Origin of the sequence: Synechococcus sp. RedBA-s, from assembly GCF_024345495.1 — a bacterium.
GTDB lineage: Bacteria > Cyanobacteriota > Cyanobacteriia > PCC-6307 > Cyanobiaceae > Regnicoccus_A.
Map to the genome: position 1 here is coordinate 37196 of NZ_JAGQBF010000021.1, position 14450 is coordinate 51645.

Annotated in this window: 17 protein-coding genes, 1 tRNA gene and 1 pseudogene; 13 read left to right on the top strand and 6 right to left on the bottom strand. The window is 66.9% G+C overall.

Annotated features, from left to right (window positions below):
• Window positions 1-26: 26 nt before the first annotated feature.
• The 4 genes from ribD to KBY67_RS10065 all read left to right on the top strand — a co-directional run bounded on the left by ribD (window position 27) and on the right by KBY67_RS10065 (window position 4060).
• Window positions 27-1091 carry a bifunctional diaminohydroxyphosphoribosylaminopyrimidine deaminase/5-amino-6-(5-phosphoribosylamino)uracil reductase RibD gene (gene ribD, locus KBY67_RS10050; RefSeq protein WP_255110909.1) on the top strand — a complete coding sequence of 355 codons (1065 nt, stop codon included), beginning with the start codon at window positions 27-29 and terminating at the stop codon, window positions 1089-1091.
• Between the two features lie 41 nt (window positions 1092-1132).
• Entirely contained in the window at window positions 1133-2167 is a 1035-nt protein-coding gene (locus tag KBY67_RS10055; RefSeq protein WP_255110888.1) for a mechanosensitive ion channel family protein, read from the top strand.
• Between the two features lie 7 nt (window positions 2168-2174).
• Window positions 2175-3695: a peptide ligase PGM1-related protein gene (locus tag KBY67_RS10060; RefSeq protein WP_255110889.1), complete on the top strand. Its 1521-nt coding sequence runs from the start codon at window positions 2175-2177 to the stop codon at window positions 3693-3695.
• A gap of 86 nt (window positions 3696-3781) precedes the next feature.
• Window positions 3782-4060 carry a DUF427 domain-containing protein gene (locus KBY67_RS10065; protein WP_255110890.1) on the top strand — a complete coding sequence of 93 codons (279 nt, stop codon included), beginning with the start codon at window positions 3782-3784 and terminating at the stop codon, window positions 4058-4060.
• Between the two features lie 7 nt (window positions 4061-4067).
• Here KBY67_RS10065 and KBY67_RS10070 read toward each other — a convergent pair whose 3' ends face one another.
• Window positions 4068-4691, bottom strand: a complete 624-nt coding sequence (locus KBY67_RS10070) for a DUF3598 family protein (protein ID WP_255110891.1) — start codon at window positions 4689-4691, stop codon at window positions 4068-4070.
• Between the two features lie 45 nt (window positions 4692-4736).
• Complete coding sequence (locus KBY67_RS10075) at window positions 4737-5792, bottom strand: AI-2E family transporter (RefSeq protein WP_255110892.1); 1056 nt, start codon at window positions 5790-5792, stop codon at window positions 4737-4739.
• A 272-nt stretch (window positions 5793-6064) separates the two neighbouring features.
• Between KBY67_RS10075 and KBY67_RS10080 the strand changes: the two genes are divergently transcribed.
• Together KBY67_RS10080 and KBY67_RS10085 are read left to right on the top strand one after the other, a co-directional pair.
• Window positions 6065-7129, top strand: coding sequence for a fatty acid desaturase (locus KBY67_RS10080; RefSeq protein WP_255110893.1), 1065 nt, complete (start codon window positions 6065-6067; stop codon window positions 7127-7129).
• Between the two features lie 54 nt (window positions 7130-7183).
• Window positions 7184-7369 (top strand): hypothetical protein, encoded by a 186-nt coding sequence (locus tag KBY67_RS10085; RefSeq protein WP_315855577.1) that lies wholly within the window; start codon window positions 7184-7186, stop codon window positions 7367-7369.
• Window positions 7370-7393: 24 nt separating this feature from the next.
• Here KBY67_RS10085 and KBY67_RS10090 read toward each other — a convergent pair whose 3' ends face one another.
• Window positions 7394-7891: a DUF427 domain-containing protein gene (locus tag KBY67_RS10090; RefSeq protein ID WP_255110895.1), complete on the bottom strand. Its 498-nt coding sequence runs from the start codon at window positions 7889-7891 to the stop codon at window positions 7394-7396.
• Between the two features lie 3 nt (window positions 7892-7894).
• Here KBY67_RS10090 and KBY67_RS10095 point away from each other — a divergent pair, with 3 nt between their 5' ends.
• On the top strand, window positions 7895-8527 hold the full coding sequence (locus KBY67_RS10095) for a rhomboid family intramembrane serine protease (protein WP_255110896.1): 633 nt from the start codon (window positions 7895-7897) through the stop codon (window positions 8525-8527).
• Window positions 8528-8534: 7 nt separating this feature from the next.
• Window positions 8535-8831 carry a hypothetical protein gene (locus KBY67_RS10100; RefSeq protein ID WP_255110897.1) on the top strand — a complete coding sequence of 99 codons (297 nt, stop codon included), beginning with the start codon at window positions 8535-8537 and terminating at the stop codon, window positions 8829-8831.
• 28 nt (window positions 8832-8859) lie between these two features.
• On the opposite strand, the gene KBY67_RS10105 is transcribed toward KBY67_RS10100, so the two are convergent.
• Genes KBY67_RS10105 through KBY67_RS10115 form a run of 3 tightly spaced genes read right to left on the bottom strand, consistent with a single transcriptional unit; the run spans window position 8860 to window position 10011 of the window.
• Window positions 8860-9105, bottom strand: a complete 246-nt coding sequence (locus tag KBY67_RS10105) for a Nif11-like leader peptide family RiPP precursor (RefSeq protein WP_006171849.1) — start codon at window positions 9103-9105, stop codon at window positions 8860-8862.
• Between the two features lie 55 nt (window positions 9106-9160).
• Window positions 9161-9361 carry a hypothetical protein gene (locus tag KBY67_RS10110; RefSeq protein WP_255110898.1) on the bottom strand — a complete coding sequence of 67 codons (201 nt, stop codon included), beginning with the start codon at window positions 9359-9361 and terminating at the stop codon, window positions 9161-9163.
• A 17-nt stretch (window positions 9362-9378) separates the two neighbouring features.
• A complete protein-coding gene (locus tag KBY67_RS10115; RefSeq protein ID WP_255110899.1) occupies window positions 9379-10011 on the bottom strand; it encodes an SOS response-associated peptidase in 633 nt (210 codons plus the stop codon).
• A 123-nt stretch (window positions 10012-10134) separates the two neighbouring features.
• Between KBY67_RS10115 and ftsH the strand changes: the two genes are divergently transcribed.
• From ftsH to KBY67_RS10140, 5 genes and pseudogenes are all read left to right on the top strand, one after another.
• Window positions 10135-12018, top strand: coding sequence for an ATP-dependent zinc metalloprotease FtsH (gene ftsH, locus KBY67_RS10120; RefSeq protein WP_255110900.1), 1884 nt, complete (start codon window positions 10135-10137; stop codon window positions 12016-12018).
• A gap of 57 nt (window positions 12019-12075) precedes the next feature.
• Window positions 12076-13047 carry an ornithine carbamoyltransferase gene (gene argF / locus KBY67_RS10125; protein WP_255110901.1) on the top strand — a complete coding sequence of 324 codons (972 nt, stop codon included), beginning with the start codon at window positions 12076-12078 and terminating at the stop codon, window positions 13045-13047.
• A 78-nt stretch (window positions 13048-13125) separates the two neighbouring features.
• The gene (gene lexA, locus KBY67_RS10130) at window positions 13126-13764 is read left to right on the top strand and encodes a transcriptional repressor LexA (protein WP_255110902.1); all 639 of its coding nucleotides are present in this window, start codon (window positions 13126-13128) and stop codon (window positions 13762-13764) included.
• 97 nt (window positions 13765-13861) lie between these two features.
• Window positions 13862-13934 (top strand) — tRNA-Ala (locus KBY67_RS10135).
• 245 nt (window positions 13935-14179) lie between these two features.
• A pseudogene (locus tag KBY67_RS10140) lies at window positions 14180-14450 on the top strand (transposase); the annotation flags it as partial.

Consider the following 14450-nt stretch of genomic DNA (forward strand, 5'->3'; position numbering starts at 1 on the left):
CCTCCCCCAGCCCCTGGAGCCCCTGGATGGACCGGGCCCTGGATCTGGCCGCCCTGGCGATGGGGCGCACCAGCCCCAACCCCCTGGTGGGAGCGCTGGTGCTCGATGCCAGCGGCCTGCTGGTGGGGGAGGGCTTCCACGCCGCCGCCGGCCGGCCCCATGCGGAGGTGGGGGCTCTGGCCCAGGCGGGAGAGCGGGCCCGGGGGGGCACCCTGGTGGTGACCCTGGAGCCCTGTTGCCACCACGGCCGCACGCCCCCCTGCAGCGAAGCCGTGATCGCCGCCGGGATCCGTCAGGTGATCGTGGCGATGGAGGACCCCGATCCGCGGGTGGCGGGTTCGGGCATCAAGGCGCTGCGCCAGGCCGGAGCTGAGGTGCTGCTGGGGGTGCGCCAGATGGAAGCTGAACGCCTCAATGCCTCGTTTTGCCATCGGCTGCGCACGGGCCGGCCCCTGGGCCTTCTCAAATGGGCGATGAGCGTGGATGGACGCACAGCCCTACCCAACGGAGCCAGCCAGTGGATCAGTGCTCCTGCCTCGAGGGACTGGGTGCACCGGCTGCGGGCCCGCTGCGACGCGGTGATCGTGGGGGGCGGGACCCTGCGCGCCGATGACCCCCTGCTCACCAGCCGGGGCCAGCGGGCGATAGAGCCCCTGCGGGTGGTGATCAGCCGCACTCTGGAACTGCCCCAGCACGCCCGGCTCTGGGACCAGGCCGCAGCGCCCACCCTGGTGGCCCATGGTCCCGAAGCGCCCCAGCAGGAACGGCGGCGGCTGGATGGGCTGGGGGTGGAGCGGCTTGAGCTGAAGCGCTGCGAACCGCTGGAGCTGATGGAGGCCCTGGCACTGCGCGGTTGCAATCAGGTGCTGTGGGAATGCGGTCCGGCCCTGGCGGCGACGGCCCTGCGGCAGGGCTGCGTTCAGCGCCTCTCAGCGGTGATGGCCCCGAAGCTGCTGGGGGGCGTCGCCGCCCGCACGCCCGTGGGCGACCTGCAGCTGAGCTCGATGGCGATGGCGCCCCCCTGGCTGGAGCAGGCCCTGAGCCGCTCCGGCGACGATCTGATCTGGGAGCTGAGCGCACCGAGCGACTGAAGGGGCAGAAGGGTCTGGGCAGGCCGTCCTTAAATTCGGTCATGCTCGATTTCTCCGCCCTGCGCCTGTCCATTCCCCTGGTGGGGGGTCTGCTGGCGGCAACGGTCGGGCTGGTGCTCCAGCTCCTGGGCCGCCGGCTGACCGCTGGGTCGCTGGGGCGCGTCCTGGTGCTGCGCAGCCGCCTCAGCCTCACGGTCACGATCCTGGTGAGCTTCGGCGCCTGGTGGCTACTGACCCTGCTGGGCCCTGACGTGCTGCCCCTGCCGAGGGGCGGCGCCGAGGTGCGTGATGAGCTGATCTTCATCGGTCTGATCTGGACCCTGCTGCGCTGGAAGGGTGAGATCTGGCGTCAGGCCGACAGCTACTCGCAGCAGGTGTTCCCGAAACTGCCCCATCGGGAGCGGCTGTTCCTCTTCGATCTCAGCGACAAGCTGTTCACGGTGCTGGTGGTGGTGATCATCGGCATGGAACTGCTGCGGCTGCTGGGCACCCCCACCGCCCTGATCGCCACCGCCGGCGGCTTCGGTGCCGCGGCCCTGGGCTTCGGGGCCCGCACGATCGTGGAGAACGGACTGAGTGGCATCAGCCTCTACATCAACCGGCCCTTCGTGGTGGGGGATTCCATCCGGATTCCCTCAGAAGATCTCAACGGCACGGTGCAGGCGATCAGCTGGTTCTACAGCGAGCTACGGGATCCGGAGCGGCAGCCGATCTTCATTCCCAACTCGATCTTTACTATCAAGCCGATCGTCAACATCGCCCGGATCGACAGCCGCCGGGTCTGGATCGACTTCGGCCTCCGCTACGACGACCGGGCCGCGATCGAGCCGATCATCTCCGAGCTGCGGGAGCTGCTCAAGGCGCACCCACTGGTTGATCACCAGAAGGCCCCGGCGGTGCATTTCGTGGGTTATGGCGAATCAAGGCTGAACCTGCGGCTGCTCTGTTATGTGGCCAGCGGCGAGATCACGACCGCCTGGGACCTGCAGCAGGAGCTGCTGCTGCGCATCGGTGAGGTGGTGGAGAAGCATCAGGCCGCGATGTCCTTCCCGACCCAGACCCTCATCCAGACCTGAGCCCGCCATGCCCCTCAGCTTCGCCGAACTCCAGTCTCTGCTGCGGCCGGAATGGGGAGAGTTCCACCCCGACAGCGATCAGATCCGTGGTCGCGAGGGCACGGGCGAGGGCTGGGATTTGCTGGTGGTGCCGTCGCTGAGTCTTGACCATCACCAGATGGCGCTGGTCACAGGCGCTCACCACTACGAGGAACGTCAGCTGTTCTCGCTGATCCGCCTGCGCGATCCCGGTGTGCGGGCGGTGTACCTCACCAGCAAGTTATTGCCTGAATTGGTGGTGGATGCGGTGCTGGAGCTGCTGCCGGGGGTACCCGCCTCTCACGCCCGCCGGCGCCTGCACCTGTTCGACACCGACGACTCCTCCGCCCGGCCGCTGACTGAGAAGCTGCTGGAGCGGCCGGCACTGCTGGCGCGCATCCGCGAGCGCCTGCGGCCCGGGCGCAGCTTCATGACCTGCTTCAACGTGACCGAGCAGGAAAAGCTGCTGTCAGAGCGGCTGCAGGTGCCACTGCTGGGCACCGATCCGGCCCTGAGCCACTGGGGCGGCAAGGCCGGTAGCCGCGAGCTCTTCCGCCGCTGCGCCGTGCCCCATCCCCCCGGCAGCCCCCTCATCTACGACCTCGACGCGCTCGCGGAGGCCAGCGCCGAGCTCTGGGAAGCGCACCCCGAGCTGAGCCGGGTGGTAGTGAAGCTGGACCAGGGCTTCAGCGGTGAAGGCAACGCCCCCCTGGAACTCACGCCCCTGCAACTGGATGGTCTGAGCGGCCGCGAGCGCCGAGGGCGACTGCGGCAGGCGCTGGAAACTCTGGCGATGCCACCCCCCCAATGGCGCCAGTTGCTGCAGCAGCAGGGGGCCCTGGTGGAGGCCTGGCTGCAGGGGGGCGAGGCACTGGCCTCACCGAGCGTGCAGGGGATGATCCACCCGGGCGGGGCGGTGGAGGTGCTCTCCACCCACGAGCAGGTGCTGGGGGGCGTCAGCTCCCAGACCTACCTGGGCTGCCACTTCCCCGCCGATGGGGCCTACCGGGCCGAGCTGATGCGCCACGGGCTGGCGGTGGGCCAGGCCCTGGCGGCCGAAGGGGCCCTGGAACGCTACGCGGTCGATTTCGTGGCGCGTCGCTTCGGGGATCAGTGGGATCTGCAGGCGATCGAGGTGAACCTGCGCAAGGGCGGCACCACCCACCCCTACATGGCCCTGCGCTATGCCACCAACGGCCACATCGATGCCAGCAGCGGCCTGTTCCGCTCGCCCACCGGCCAGTCGCTGTTCTACGCCGCCACTGACAACCTCTGCGACCCGAGGCTGCGGGGCCTGCTGCCAGTGGACCTGATCGATATCGTGGCCGCCGCCGGCCTGCACTTCGATCCCGCCGCCCTGCACGGCAGCGTGTTCCACCTGCTGGGCTGCCTCTCGGAATTCGGCAAGCTGGGCATGACCTGCATCGGCCGCAGCCCCGAAGAAGCCGAATCCATCTATGCCGCCACCCGAGAGCGGCTGATCGCGGGAGCCGAAGCCCTGCAGGGCTGAAGGCGGTGCTCGGGGAGCGTCAGCCGGCTGAGCGCCAAACCCGCATCCGTGGGGCTGCAGGATGAAGGACCCTCCGCCCCACCATCATGGAAGCCCGCTGGAACGACGCCGTGATCGCCACCAGTGACGACATCGTCAAGTTGGAGGGCAACGCCTACTTCCCGGCTGAAGCGCTGATCAGTGAGCACCTGCGGCCTTCATCGCACCGCAGTGTGTGTGGCTGGAAGGGGGAAGCCCACTACTACGACGTGGTGGTGGGGGATCAGGTGAACGCCAACGCCGCCTGGTACTACCCCGAGCCCAAGCAGGCTGCCAGTGAGATCAAGGGCCGGGTGGCCTTCTGGAAGGGCGTGAAGGTGGGCTGAGCCTGCCTCACACCAGCGACGGCTGCGCCTGGGGCAGGCCATGGGCGCCATAGGCCCGCTCCAGCACCAGCTGCCGCCCAGTTTGCGGCTGCCAGCACAGTTTCACCGCCAGGGGCTGGCCGGAGCGGCGCTCCAGGGCGGTGCTGAGGCTGAGGTTGTCGCTGAGCTGCCAGCAGCCGCGGCCTGAGCCATCACCATCCGGCAGCAGCCTGGCCCGCAGGAGCGCCGCTGGAGGCGGGTCCACCACCCCGGGGCGGGCTTCCACCACCAGCACCACGCTCTCGAGCCGCTCGGCGCTGTGGCGCACCACCAGGCGGCGGCGGCGGTCGCCATCCACCAGGCAGAGCTCCATCACGGCGGGCCAGGGACCGGTCCTGTCGGGGCCGAGGCTCCAGTGCCCTTCCGGACTGATCGCCATCAGCTCCGGCAGCTCGGCGAAGCGCATCGTGGCCCCCTTGCCGGTGTTCAGATAGGTGAGGGCAGCTTCGATCTGGCCGCCGATGTCCTGCACCTCCAGCAGAGTGCCGAAGCGCTCGCTCTCCAGTCCCTGGCCATCCAGGCGGATGAAGGTGCCCTCCCAGAGGCCGGCACTGTGCTCCAGCAGGGTGGCGCGGCGATCAAAGCTGGGCACGGACAGGGAGATCGCGGGTAGGACCCGATGCTTGTAGTCCTTGCACTAGGGCGCGGCTGGCTGCTGGGGGGCCTCCGCCAGGAGCGGCGGGCTGGCCTCACCAGCCTCGTCGCCCTCTTCCTTGCCCCAGCCCAGGATCATGCCGGTGATTGGAATCGCCAGGAACACCCCCAGCAGCCCCGCCAGCCGCTCGCCCACGAACAGAGCGAAGAACAGCACCACCGGCCGGATCTCCAGGGCCCGGCCCATCACCCGTGGGTGGATCACGTTGTCCTGGATCTGCTGCAGCACCACCGAGGCGATCACCACCTGCAGGGCCAGCCACTGGCCCTGGGTCAGAAACACCAGGCCTGAGGCAACGATCACACCAAGGGTGGCGCCGATGCCAGGGATGGCATCCAGCACCCCCACCACGATCGCCAGCACCAGCGAGAACTTGACCCCCAGCAACGCGAAGACCAGGAAACTGCTGATGCTCAGAAAGATCATCAGCGTGATCTGGCCGCGCAGGAAACCCAGCACGTTCTTCTGGACGCTGCGATCGAAGCGGCCACGCACGTCTTCAGGCAGCAGGCGCAGGGCCTGGCTCCAGGTGGCCCCGTTGTCGATCAGCATGTACACCACGATCACAAGTAGAAACACCCCACCGAAGACGTTGGTGAAGGCACCGCCGATCACCCCGAGGCCGGTGCCGAGGCTGGCGCGCAGTAGCTCAAGCACCTTCGAGATCTCGATCGTTTTCAGATAACTGTGAAAGGGCAGATCCGGACGCTGCAATCCCAGCACCAGATCATTGAGCAGGCTGCTGCCCTGGTTGATCAACTGGAAACCGAGCACCGCCACGAACAGGCTGGCCACAGCCAGGCCGGCCAGCACGGTGATCAGGATCGCCAGGCCCCGTCCACAACCCAGGCGCACCAGCCGCCGCACCGGATAATCAAGCAGCACCGCCAGCACCGCCGCCGCGATGAACACGGTGAGCACTGCTCGGAAGTAGTCGATCAGCTGCACCACCGCCCAGCCGCAAGCCAGCAGCAACAGGAAGCGCAGTAGGGCGGAGTGGCTCAGCCGCTGCCAGGCCGAGCCGTTGGGGTCGTTCATGGGTCTTGATCAGACGCGGTGCTGGTGCCAACCATGCACCCGAATGGAGTTGACGGACCAGCGGACTTCCTGAGACGTGACGAAATCGGCCGAAAAGAGCGGAATGACTTAAGGGAGTGGCACTGGGACCCTCTGCCCCCTACCTACAGTCGAATCCAATTGGGACAAGCACTCTGCACGCCTCCGCTCTGCTCGAGAGTCCGCACCCCGAGCCCCGGTCCAATGGGCCCGCAGGCGGACTGCGCTACGGCGATTTCGTCCTGAAGCCCTTCATGGCCAGCGACGATCGCCTGGCCAGCTGGCAGATCCTGAGCACGGTGGGGGCCTATCTGCTGCTCTGGGCCGTCACGGTGGCTGTGGCCCGGCAGTCGCTCTGGCTCACTCCGCCGCTGCTGGTGCTGCTGGTGCTGCTCTCGGGCCGCTGCTTCTCGCTAATGCACGACTGCGGCCATTACTCCCTGTTCAGCTCGAAACGGCTGAACAGGGCGGCGGGCTTCCTGCTGGGCGTGGTCAACGCCATTCCCCAATACCCCTGGTCGCAGGGTCATGCCTATCACCACAAGCACAACGGCAACTGGGATCTCTACCGGGGCCCCTCGGCTCTGATCAGCGTGGAGCAGTACCAGCAGCTGGGCCCCACCTCCCAGTGGTTCTACCGCCTGCTGCGCCATCCGCTGATGCTCTTCCCGGGCGGCTTCTTCTACCTGGTGATCAAGCCCAGGCTGGCGCTGCTGCTGGGATCGATTCAGTTCCTCGGTCATGCCGCCAGCACTCTGCGGGCCAACTGGAGAACCCCCATTCCCCAGCTGGTGGGCTCCTTCCAGTCGAAGCACTGGTATAGCGGCGCTGAATTCATCGACCTGCTGCTCAACAACATCTGCGTGGTGGCCAGCTGGGTGCTGCTCTCCCGCTGGATCGGCGCCGGCCTGTTCTGGAGCCTTTACTCGCTCGTGATGGCAGCCTCGGCCGCCCTGTTCATCTGCATCTTTTTCGTTCAGCACAACTTCGAGGGCTCCTACGCCCACCGCAGCGAAGGCTGGGACCCGCTCGAGGGCGCGATCGCCGGCACCAGCCTGCTGGTGCTGCCCGGAATCTTCAACTGGTTCACCGCCGACATCGGCTGCCACAACATCCATCACCTCTGCGAGCGCATCCCCAACTACCACCTTCGGGCCTGCCAGGAGCGCAATGCCGCCCTGCTGACAGGGGCCACGCGCCTGACCATCGCCGACATCCCGCGCTGCTTCAAGTACGTGCTCTGGAACCGGGAGAGCGAAACCCTTTCGCCCATCCCCTGGGGCTCGGCCCTTAAAAAAGCTGTGGCATCCCAAGGCTGAAGCCGACAACACAGATAGCTTCGATGGAACAACTTCGCTGGACCCCTCATGGGCATGGGTGAACTGTTCCTCGAAAGCCTCAGCACCGGTGTGATCACGGTGGGGGAGATTAACTGGGTCACCGCCCAGCAAAAGGCCTTCAACCGTCAGGAGGAGGCCACAGCCCTGAAGCTGGGCCGCCTGCTCGACTCCGGTCGCATCCAGATCGGCTGCCGTGTGCCGCCAGCAGCCGCAGCCTGAGCTTCAGGCTGATTTCGGCCCGACTCAGATCAACTCGGAGTGGGCAGGATCCCCTTTGAAAGGGCCCTCCACCTGTGAGGTGATCCAACCTCCGTAGAAGCCGCCGGGCTGGGGAATCACCACTTCCCCGTCCAGCCAGCAGCCGTCCATCAGGGCCGGATAGACAGCGAACCAGCCGGAGATGGCGGCAAAAGCGGGCGTGGGTTGGGGGTACGACCACACAGCCCGCTCCAGGCGGCGCTCTCCCACCACCACGTCGTAGTAGCGAGCCAGGCCCTTCCATTCACAGAAGCTGCGCCCGGCGGCGGGCTGCAGCAGCTCCAGGCGCAGATCCTCCGGGGGCAGGTATGGGGTGGGCGGATGAAAGGTTTCAAGAACCATCAGTGAGCGACGGGTGTCCGCCAGCAGCTCCCCCAGGGCCCGCACCTGAATCCAGGCCTCCGAGGGCACCAGCGCCGGTGGTCGCGGATAGTCACAGACCCGGTCCGGCTGGCGGTCGCTCGACGGCTGGCTGATCCCCATTTGATGGCCCTGGCCATAACAATGGTCAGCATGGCCAACCCCTCACCCGTTCGGCAGCGCCGTGGCCTGGATCGCCTCCTGAGCCGGCTCGGCGGCACCGCCGTGATTCCCCTGCTGATTCTCTCCGTGGCCTGGGGTCAGGAGCTGGTCGATCAGATCGTCTTCGCTGGGAACTGGAATCTGCCAATGCTGCCGGGGGGCTCATTCCTCGGGGTGCTCACCGCCCCGTTCAGCCACGCCGACCTGGGCCACCTGCTCGGCAACAGCCTCTGGTTCCTGCCGCTCTCCTGGCTGGTGCTGCTCAAGAGCTGGCACGACTACCTGGCCGTGTGGGTGGGGGTGTATGTGATGGCAGTCCCGGTCTGGCTGTTCTCAAGCAATGGCAGCCATGGGCTTTCAGGCGTGGTCTTCGCTCTGGTGGGCTACCTGATGGTGATCGGCTTCCTGGAGCGGCGCCCGCTGCCCCTGCTGCTCTCGCTGTTCAGCCTGATGAGCTACGGCGGTTTCCTGCCCGGCCTGCTGCCCTTCTTCACTCCAGCGGGTGTGAGCTGGATCGGTCACGTGAGCGGCTTCTCCGGCGGGGTGCTCGCCGCTCTGGCCATCTACCGGGAACCGGCAGGAATGACCAGGAAATGAGGGGCTGATGTCATGCCCGCGCTGCGGAAGCTGGGAAGTTCGCCGCGACCGCAGCCTCGCCGGTCGAATGGTCTGCGGCCGCTGCAGCCTGCCCCTGGGTGCAGGCGCCACCCCCAGCGCCGGTGGTTTTCGCCGCCTGGCCCTGCTGGGAGGTGGCCGCCGAGATGGCCGCCGGGGCCAAAGCCGCAGCTGGCTGCTGCCAGTGGCGTTGTTGCTGGGACTGAGCGCACTGCTGGCCTGGCTGAGCGAGCAGCCTCAGCCCAGCCGTGCTCCCTTCGGCCACGGGCAGGAGCGATTGCGCTGATCGCCGGACTGAACTCCGCGCTGGCGGCTCAGCCGGGGATGAACGTGCGCAGCCGCCTGGCTTCGATGCCGGCCCGTTGTTGCAGCTCCTCATCGCTCAGCTGGCCCTCCTCCCGCTGCTGGGCGGCGAGCACGTCGCCCTCCTCAACGGGGAATCCCTCCTGGCGGGCCAATTGCAGGAAGGCCTCCAGATCGAGGGGCTGCTGCAGGCGCTCCTGCAGCGAAGCCGAACTGCGGGCATGGAGCAGGAAGGCGTCCAGGTGATGCAGGCCCACGGAAGAGGATTCAACTGACTTCCGTACTAACCCAGGTGGAGGCCCGCCGGCGGATTCAGGCGCCAGGGTCCTGCAGGCTGGAGAAACTACCGGGCTGGATCGTCTCCAGACCCGTGAACAACAGGCCGGCAGTCAGGCCCAACAGCAGATATCCCGAGGCAGCCCCCATCAGTACCCTCCCGTTCACCTGCTGTTCTTCCGCCAGAAATCCCGCCAGACGCAGCACGCTCCAACCCACGAACAGAGTGGTGAGCACGAGCAGGGGCCAGCCGTTCAGGCGAAGAGAGAGAGCTGCTCCCGGGACCGCTGCGGCGGCAGCGCCTCCCAGCCGCTGGGATCCCAGCCCGAGAGCAGCGGCTCCAGGGCCCGAAGGCCGGCCCCATCGGCCGGGGCCAGCCAGGCCTGCTCGAGGCCATCGGGGAGCAGCACCGGCATGCGCTGGTGCAGGGGTTTCACCAGGGCGTTGGGGCTGGTGGTGAGCACGCAGCAGCTCTCCAGTTCGCTGCCATCGGGACCGATCCAGCGGTCCCAGATCCCGGCCAGCCAGAACGGTTGGCGATCGAGCCGGCGAATCAGCCAGCCCTTCTCCAGGAAGCCATCGGCAGGGAGGAGGCAGCGGCGGTGGCGCCAGGCGCCACGAAAGGAGGCCTTCTCCGCGACAGTTTCGCTGCGGGCATTGAATGGCCGCGGCGCATTGAGGGGATCCTTAGCCCACTCCGGCAGCAGACCCCAGAGCATCAGGGCGCTGGCGATCTGCCCGTGCTCCTGGCAGAGGGCCAGCACCGGCTGCCCGGGCTGGATCAGGGGGCGGGGGGCGTAGTGGCGCTCCAGCTCCGCCGGCAGGCGCCCCCCCAGCCTCGGCAGGAGCTGATCCAGCTCGGTGGTGAGGCAGAAGCGACCACACATGGCGACCAGGAGTGGGGTGAAATCCAGGCTAGGGATGAGGTGACGTTCGGTTCTCACCCCCGCGCCGCGGGTCACCACCAGAAGCGCGCCGCCTAGTTTGGCGTCATTGCCGCGCCCGCAACCATGGCTCTACGCCAGGACGACAACCGCCCGAACAGGCGCTTCGGAATCATCAACCTGGTGCTGATCGGCTTCGGGGTGCTGCTGCTGCTGAGCAACTTCCTGCCCAATCAGGGCGCCCAGGTGCCCCGGGTGCCTTACTCCCTCTTCATCGATCAGGTCAATGATGGCCACGTGAAGCGGGCCTACATCACCCAGGATCAGATCCGCTACGAGATCACCGACGCCGAGGAGGGTGCCCCCTCGGTGCTCGCCACCACGCCAATCTTCGACATGGAGCTGCCCCAGCGCCTGGAGCAGAAGGGGGTGGAATTCGCCGCAGCACCGCCGAAGCGTCCCAACTTCTTCACCACGCTCCTGAGCTGGGTGGTGCCACCGCTGATCTTCATCGTGGTGCTCCAGTTCTTCGCTCGCCGGGCCATGGGTGGTGGCGGCGCCCAAGGCGCGCTGAGCTTCACCAAATCCAAGGCCAAGGTCTACGTGCCCGATGAGGAATCGCGCGTCACCTTCGCCGACGTGGCTGGCGTGGATGAGGCCAAGACCGAACTCAACGAGATCGTCGATTTCCTCAAAACCCCCGAGCGCTACGCCGCCATCGGTGCACGCATCCCCAAGGGCGTGCTGCTGGTGGGTCCTCCTGGAACGGGCAAGACCCTGCTGGCCAAGGCCGTGGCCGGTGAAGCCAGCGTGCCCTTCTTCATCATCTCCGGCTCGGAGTTCGTGGAGCTGTTCGTCGGAGCCGGCGCCGCCCGCGTCCGCGATCTGTTCGAAGAGGCCAAGAAAAAAGCTCCCTGCATCATCTTCATCGACGAACTCGATGCGATCGGCAAGAGCCGCTCCGGCTCGATGGGCGTGGTGGGCGGCAACGACGAGCGGGAGCAGACCCTCAACCAGCTGCTCACCGAGATGGACGGTTTCACCGGCCAGGACAAACCGGTGATCGTGCTGGCCGCCACCAACCAGCCCGAAACCCTCGATGCCGCCCTGCTGCGGCCCGGCCGCTTCGACCGCCAGGTGCTGGTGGATCGCCCCGACCTCTCGGGCCGCAAGAAGATCCTCGACATCTACGCCAAGAAAGTGAAGCTGGCCGCCAGCATCGACATCGACAAGATCGCCCAGGCCACCAGTGGTTTCGCCGGCGCCGACCTGGCCAACCTGGTGAACGAGGCGGCCCTGCTGGCGGCCCGGGCCTACCGCACCGAAGTGGAGCAAGCCGACCTCAACGAGGCGATCGAGCGCGTGGTGGCAGGTCTTGAGAAGAAGAGCCGCGTGCTCCAGGACGACGAAAAGCGCGTCGTGGCCTACCACGAGGTGGGTCACGCGATCGTGGGACACCTGATGCCAGGCGGCAGCAAGGTGGCCAAGATTTCGATCGTGCCCCGGGGCATGAGCGCCTTGGGCTACACCCTGCAGTTGCCTACTGAGGAGCGCTTCTTGAACTCTAAGGAAGACCTCGAAGGCCAGATCGCCACCCTGCTGGGGGGCCGCAGCGCCGAGGAGGTCGTCTTCGGTGAGGTCACCACCGGGGCCTCCAATGACCTGCAACGGGCCACCGACATCGCCGAGCAGATGGTCGGCACCTACGGCATGAGTGACACCCTCGGTCCGCTGGCCTACGACAAGCAGGGGGGCAATCGCTTCCTGGGCGGCGGCAACAACCCACGCCGCTCGGTCAGCGATGCCACCGCTCAGGCCATCGACAAGGAGGTGCGCGGCCTGGTGGACCGGGCCCACAACCGTGCCCTGGCAATCCTGCACGGCAACCGCGCTCTGCTCGAAGACATCGCCGGCAAGATCCTCGACAAGGAGGTGATCGAAGGTGATGAACTCAAAGATCTGCTGGCCTCCAGCACCCTTCCCAGCGAAGCGGTGCTCTCTCCCGTCTGAGCCGCCCCTTGACGCGGGGGCACGTTGTCCCCGATAAGGGTTCTTTGAAATGGGGTCATGGGCCCGCACTTCAGCCAGCGTTATCCCGGTCTTGCTGACCTGCGCGGCCGGGACCTGCTGTCTTCAGCGGATCTTGGCGCTGAGCAGACCCTGGCACTGCTGGACCTGGCGTCAGATTTCAAGAGCGGCGCCCAGCGCCTGGATCTGAGTGGCCAGGCGCTGGGGCTGATCTTCACCAAGGCCTCCACCCGTACCCGCGTCAGCTTTTCCGTGGCCATGGGCCGCCTGGGCGGCCAGGTGCTCGATCTCAACCCCTCCGTCACCCAGGTGGGTCGCGGCGAACCGGTGGCCGACACCGCCCGGGTGCTCAGCCGCTACGTGGATGCCCTGGCGATCCGCACCTTCGAGCAGCAGGAGCTGGTGGAGTACGCGCACTGGGCCTCGATTCCGGTGATCAATGCCCTCACCGACCTGGAGCATCCCTGCCAGGCCCTCGCCGATGTGCTCACCATCCGCGAAAGCTTCGGCTCCCTCAAGGGCCTCACCCTGGCCTACGTGGGTGATGGCAACAACATGGCCCACTCGCTGATGCTCTGCGGCGCCCTGCTGGGCATGAACGTGCGCGTGGCCTGCCCCGAGGGCTTTGCCCCCGATCCCGCCGTGCTCGCCCAGGCCCAGGCGCTGGCGGGCCGCGTCGCCACGGTGTCAGTGCTGCATCAACCGGTGCCGGCGGTGCGCGACGCCGAGGTGCTCTACACAGATGTCTGGGCCTCGATGGGCCAGGAGCAGGAGCAGCAGCAACGGCTGCAGGCCTTTGCGGGCTTCTGCGTCGATGAGGCGCTACTGGCCGAGGCCGATCCCCGCGCCATCGTTCTGCACTGCCTGCCGGCCCACCGCGGCGAGGAGATCAGCGCCGGCGTGATTGAAGGCAGCGCCAGCCGGGTGTTCGATCAGGCCGAGAACCGCCTGCATGTGCAGCAGGCCCTGCTGGCGGCCCTGCTGGCAGATCCCGCCACGCCCTGCCTCTGAAGCGCCCAGCCGCGCACCAGGGGTAGACAACCGGCACGACTGCAGGAACACTGGGGTCATGGTTCATGCGTACTGCCTGTGATCGTCTCCTCCAGGCCAGCCGCCCCCAGCGGCCACGACCTCACCAGCGCCCAGCAGCAGCTCTACGACTGGCTGGCGCAGTACATCCAGCAGCACCGGCACAGCCCCTCGATCCGCCAGATGATGGAGGCGATGGGTCTGCGTTCGCCCGCGCCGATCCAGAGCCGGTTGCGGCACCTGCAGCAGAAGGGCTGGATCACCTGGCAGGAGGGTCAGGCCCGCACCCTGCAGGTGCTGGGGGCCGAAGCCGCCGGGGGGATTCCCGTGCTGGGCTCGGTGGCGGCCGGCGGCCTGATCGAATCCTTCGACGACGTGCGCGAGCGCCTCGATCTAGCGCCACTGCTGGACACCCGCGGTCTGTTCGCCCTCACCGTGAACGGCGACAGCATGGTGGAGGCCCACATCGACGATGGCGACATCGTGCTGATGGAGCCAGTGAGCGATCCCTCCTGCCTGCGGCCCGGAACGATCGTGGCCGCCCATGTGGCCGGCAGCGGCACCACCTTGAAGCACTTCAGCTGCCAGGGCGGCAAGGTGCGCCTGGAGGCCGCCAACTCCGCCTACGCCCCGATCGAGCTGGAGGCCGAGCAGGTCACCGTCCAGGGCCGCATGGTGGCGGTCTGGCGCCAGGTGTGAACCGCTGAACCGCTGGGCTGTAAGCTCATCAAGCGTCAAAACAAGGGCTCCAGGGCCCGGCCGATCGTCCAGCGTTCGGTTTGTTTGGTCAACACATGGGGCCATAGCTCAGCTGGTAGAGCACCTGCATGGCATGCAGGGGGTCAGCGGTTCGAATCCGCTTGGCTCCATTCTTTTTTCTCTGTCACAGCAAGGGTTTTCCGGATTCACCCCGCGACCCTGCTGGTGCACAATCTGGCTTGCCAGGGCAGATCTGCGCTAACTGAGCTCTAGCATGTTTGTACTGCTAGAGACGAGATGATCTGAGCGATGGGCGCACGGAGTTCCTGCTGGATCCCCGAGCTGAAAAGCCTGCTACGAGTTCGCTGAAAAACTCGGCCAGCTCTGCGAAAATGGATCAACTGCACAGACGTTGATGCGAGGCCAACAGGAGCGCAGCGGCTCCTTGTTCTCCTACGTCTCGATCGAGGAGCGGATCCCCACCAGCCATCCGCTACGGCGGATCCGCAAGTTGGCGGACCAGGCTCTTGATCGGCTCAATCCCACCTTCTGCAGGCTGTACGCCTCAGAAGGACGACCATCGGTTCCACCGGAGCAACTGCTGCTGGCCTCGCTGCTCAGGCGTTCTATGGGATCCGCTCCGAGAGGCTGCTGCTGGAGCAGCTCCACTCCAACCTGCTGTTCCG

Excerpts from the sequence above, each read along its gene's own strand:
- ftsH (WP_255110900.1), top strand. The coding sequence starts at position 10,135 with ATGGCTCTACGCCAGGACGACAACCGCCCGAACAGGCGCTTCGGAATC.
- KBY67_RS10065 (WP_255110890.1), top strand. The coding sequence starts at position 3,782 with ATGGAAGCCCGCTGGAACGACGCCGTGATCGCCACCAGTGACGACATC.
- KBY67_RS10090 (WP_255110895.1), bottom strand. The coding sequence starts at position 7,891 with ATGGGGATCAGCCAGCCGTCGAGCGACCGCCAGCCGGACCGGGTCTGT.
- KBY67_RS10080 (WP_255110893.1), top strand. The coding sequence starts at position 6,065 with ATGGCCAGCGACGATCGCCTGGCCAGCTGGCAGATCCTGAGCACGGTG.
- argF (WP_255110901.1), top strand. The coding sequence starts at position 12,076 with ATGGGCCCGCACTTCAGCCAGCGTTATCCCGGTCTTGCTGACCTGCGC.
- KBY67_RS10100 (WP_255110897.1), top strand. The coding sequence starts at position 8,535 with ATGTCATGCCCGCGCTGCGGAAGCTGGGAAGTTCGCCGCGACCGCAGC.
- KBY67_RS10095 (WP_255110896.1), top strand. The coding sequence starts at position 7,895 with ATGGCCCTGGCCATAACAATGGTCAGCATGGCCAACCCCTCACCCGTT.
- KBY67_RS10075 (WP_255110892.1), bottom strand. The coding sequence starts at position 5,792 with ATGAACGACCCCAACGGCTCGGCCTGGCAGCGGCTGAGCCACTCCGCC.
- KBY67_RS10055 (WP_255110888.1), top strand. The coding sequence starts at position 1,133 with ATGCTCGATTTCTCCGCCCTGCGCCTGTCCATTCCCCTGGTGGGGGGT.
- KBY67_RS10115 (WP_255110899.1), bottom strand. The coding sequence starts at position 10,011 with ATGTGTGGTCGCTTCTGCCTCACCACCGAGCTGGATCAGCTCCTGCCG.
- KBY67_RS10085 (WP_315855577.1), top strand. The coding sequence starts at position 7,184 with ATGGGTGAACTGTTCCTCGAAAGCCTCAGCACCGGTGTGATCACGGTG.
- KBY67_RS10060 (WP_255110889.1), top strand. The coding sequence starts at position 2,175 with ATGCCCCTCAGCTTCGCCGAACTCCAGTCTCTGCTGCGGCCGGAATGG.
- ribD (WP_255110909.1), top strand. The coding sequence starts at position 27 with ATGGACCGGGCCCTGGATCTGGCCGCCCTGGCGATGGGGCGCACCAGC.